The organism is uncultured Oceanicoccus sp. (assembly GCF_963968385.1).
GTDB lineage: Bacteria > Pseudomonadota > Gammaproteobacteria > Pseudomonadales > Dasaniaceae > Oceanicoccus.
Map to the genome: position 1 here is coordinate 1 of NZ_CAXAHB010000154.1, position 1,528 is coordinate 1,528.

At 42.7% G+C, this 1,528-nt stretch carries 1 protein-coding gene; it reads left to right on the top strand.

Annotation, left to right across the window (positions count from 1 at the left end; translation table 11 throughout):
* The first annotated feature begins 264 nt into the window (after window positions 1-264).
* The gene (locus tag AACP44_RS09250; RefSeq protein WP_339340242.1) at window positions 265-1,218 is read left to right on the top strand and encodes an AraC family transcriptional regulator ligand-binding domain-containing protein; all 954 of its coding nucleotides are present in this window, start codon (window positions 265-267) and stop codon (window positions 1,216-1,218) included.
* Window positions 1,219-1,528 lie beyond the last annotated feature (310 nt).

The following is a 1,528-nucleotide window of genomic DNA, read 5'->3' on the forward strand; positions in this document are numbered from 1 at the left end:
TATCGTACTTCAGTGAGGGAAAATACCATAACTGACCGAAGATGATTCCTTTATAGCGATTATACCGGAGTAATCTGTCGACAGTTTAAAACTGACCTAACAATGAACCGGCTTATTGTAGAGAATGACAAGGTCGTAAATCAATAATAATTCATGCAGTTTAAGCTTATGAGATCTTCTAATGACAGATTTTCACTAAATGATAATAGCATCAGCATTATCTATATTTCCCTACTCCATGATGTTCTCAAATCAGCCGGACACATGCCCGCCAATCACTGCGGATTAGCCTACGACCTCACCGATCACCGCCAGCGAATAAGCCAAGCCGAGTATTTGGCCACGTTGGAGCGAGTGTTAAATCCAGTCATAACATCCGAGCTTGGCTTCGAATATGGCAAATTACTCGATATATCTGCAGCCGGCACTGTGGGGCAGCTAATCATGTCCTGTTGCGATATCAAACAGGCATTGGAAGCATTTCTCAATTATTATCCGCTATTATCTCTACCGGTACAGTTTGAGATTTCCACCGAAGAAAGTGGCTATCGAGCCGAAATAAACCACATCTACCCACAGGGGGCATCCAACGCTGTGAAGTGGTTTTTAACCGAATCCTTGCTATATTGCCTACTCCACCAAGCTCGCTTTTTGAGCGGCAAACCACTCACCTACAACAGCATTTCAGTCACTTACGCGCGGCCACCCCACTGGAAAATGTATAAAACCATCTTTGGTTGCGATATCGAATTTAGCGCAGCAACAACAAGTGTATCGACTGACCACGAGTCTATGACAAGCCGGATATTAACCAGTAACGAACCTGTACGGGCGCTTAAAGAGAGACACTGTCAAAAATTGCTACAAGAATGGCAATCACACTTATCTATTGAAGAGCAAATTATGCTCATATTAATGGATACAATGCCCGACACCCCTTCTCTGAAATTGATATGCGAAAAACTCAATCAATCACGCAGCACGTTATGCCGGAAGTTGCGAGATAACAATACTAGCTACCAAAGCATTGTCGACGATTTTCGTCGGAATCTAGCGTTAAACCTGCTTAAAAATACCGACCTAACAATATCTGAAACAGCAGAGAAGTTGGGTTTTAGTGATGATTCCAATTTCCGGCGAGCTTTTAAAAAATGGACAGGACTTACACCATCGGATGTACGCAGTTGTGCCTCACCCCTTGCTACAGCAATCAAATAAAACCTAAGCGTCACGAAGGGGTTTGCATGACTGACGCACTGCACACTGACAAAATTCCCTTAAAAAAGTTCTCCTTAAAAACTAACAAAAGTGACACTTGAGAAATAGCTTAAATATAAGATAAACTAACACTTAAACCATGTTCGTCTAGACCTCCCAGACCCAACGTCAAAGAAGCATGACGCGAACAATAATAATTGGAGTACCAATAATGAAAATATCACTATCTAGCACAGCCATCGGCATATATGCTGCGTTTATCCCTTTGCTACTGGCAGGGTGCAATGGTGGTTCCAGTGGGAGCACTAGC